The following is a 979-nucleotide window of genomic DNA, read 5'->3' on the forward strand; positions in this document are numbered from 1 at the left end:
TTCCTTCTAAAGAAAATCTTCTTTCCAAAGACTTAAGCAAATTAGTAATTGCTTTTTCACTCTTTGCAATAGAGTAGTTTTTATAAACTAAAGCCCTTAAGGGCTTTAAACAATCAACTTTGTAATTGTTTCTACCCTTAATAGAATAAGAAATAAAAATAGGAAAATGAAAATTAGTAAAGAGAAAGAGCTTGAAGAAAAACACTCTCTTAAGCTGTCAAAACAGAAAGAAGAATTACCCCCTCTCGCTCTTTCAGAACCAAATCAGAAAGGACTTTCCTCGTCAGTATACAGAAAGCAAAAGAACAAACTGAAGAATAGAGTCAAAAGATTTGACTTCTTTAGAAGAAGTAATTTCTCCCTCTCTTTAAATCTTTCCTTTGGAAATATTATAAATGTAAACCTTAGTAAAACAGTTAAACCCCCAACAATCCCTAACAAGAACAAAGCCCCTGGCCAAATCGTCCTAGAATAAAGTAAAATAATGACCCCAGAAGCCGAGGTTGCAATAACTAACATTACTACTCCCTGAGGAGTAGCTCTTGCGGAGCTAAATAAAGTTACAAAAGAAAATATCACAAATTCTCTCATTTTCTAAGGGGCTACTTTTACTCTAATAGGTATAAATCTGTGCATTGCTCCACAAACTTCTGAGCATTGGCCAAAATACTCGCCAACTTGTTTAGGAATAAACCCTAATTGATTGATTCGGCCAGGAACGGCATCCACCTTTACACCAAAGGAAGGGACAGCTCAAGAATGAATCACATCAGCTCTTGTCACTAACAAGCGAGTTTCTGCCCCACAATAGGTCTTCATAGACCTATCGCAAGCGAGTAAGCGAGGGTCTGAGGAGAAAAGACTACTTTTTATGTAAGAGTCGAAATTTGACTCCCCATCAATTTCAGAATATTTTTCATAAGACCAATATCACTGATGTCCTACTACTTTAGACCTGATTTCAGGAAAGACCACTTCT

Annotated in this window: 1 protein-coding gene and 1 pseudogene; both read right to left on the reverse strand. The window is 36.3% G+C overall.

Annotation, left to right across the window (positions count from 1 at the left end; all coding sequences use genetic code 11):
- Positions 1 to 205 (reverse strand): hypothetical protein (locus ETO60_RS11435; RefSeq protein ID WP_234026466.1); only part of this gene is annotated, 205 nt, incomplete at its 3' end.
- A 389-nt stretch (positions 206 to 594) separates the two neighbouring features.
- Positions 595 to 918, reverse strand: a pseudogene (locus tag ETO60_RS11525) (hypothetical protein); the annotation flags it as partial.
- Between the last annotated feature and the right edge of the window lie 61 nt (positions 919 to 979).

The organism is Qipengyuania thermophila, assembly GCF_004153605.1.
Lineage (GTDB): Bacteria > Pseudomonadota > Alphaproteobacteria > Sphingomonadales > Sphingomonadaceae > Qipengyuania_B > Qipengyuania_B thermophila.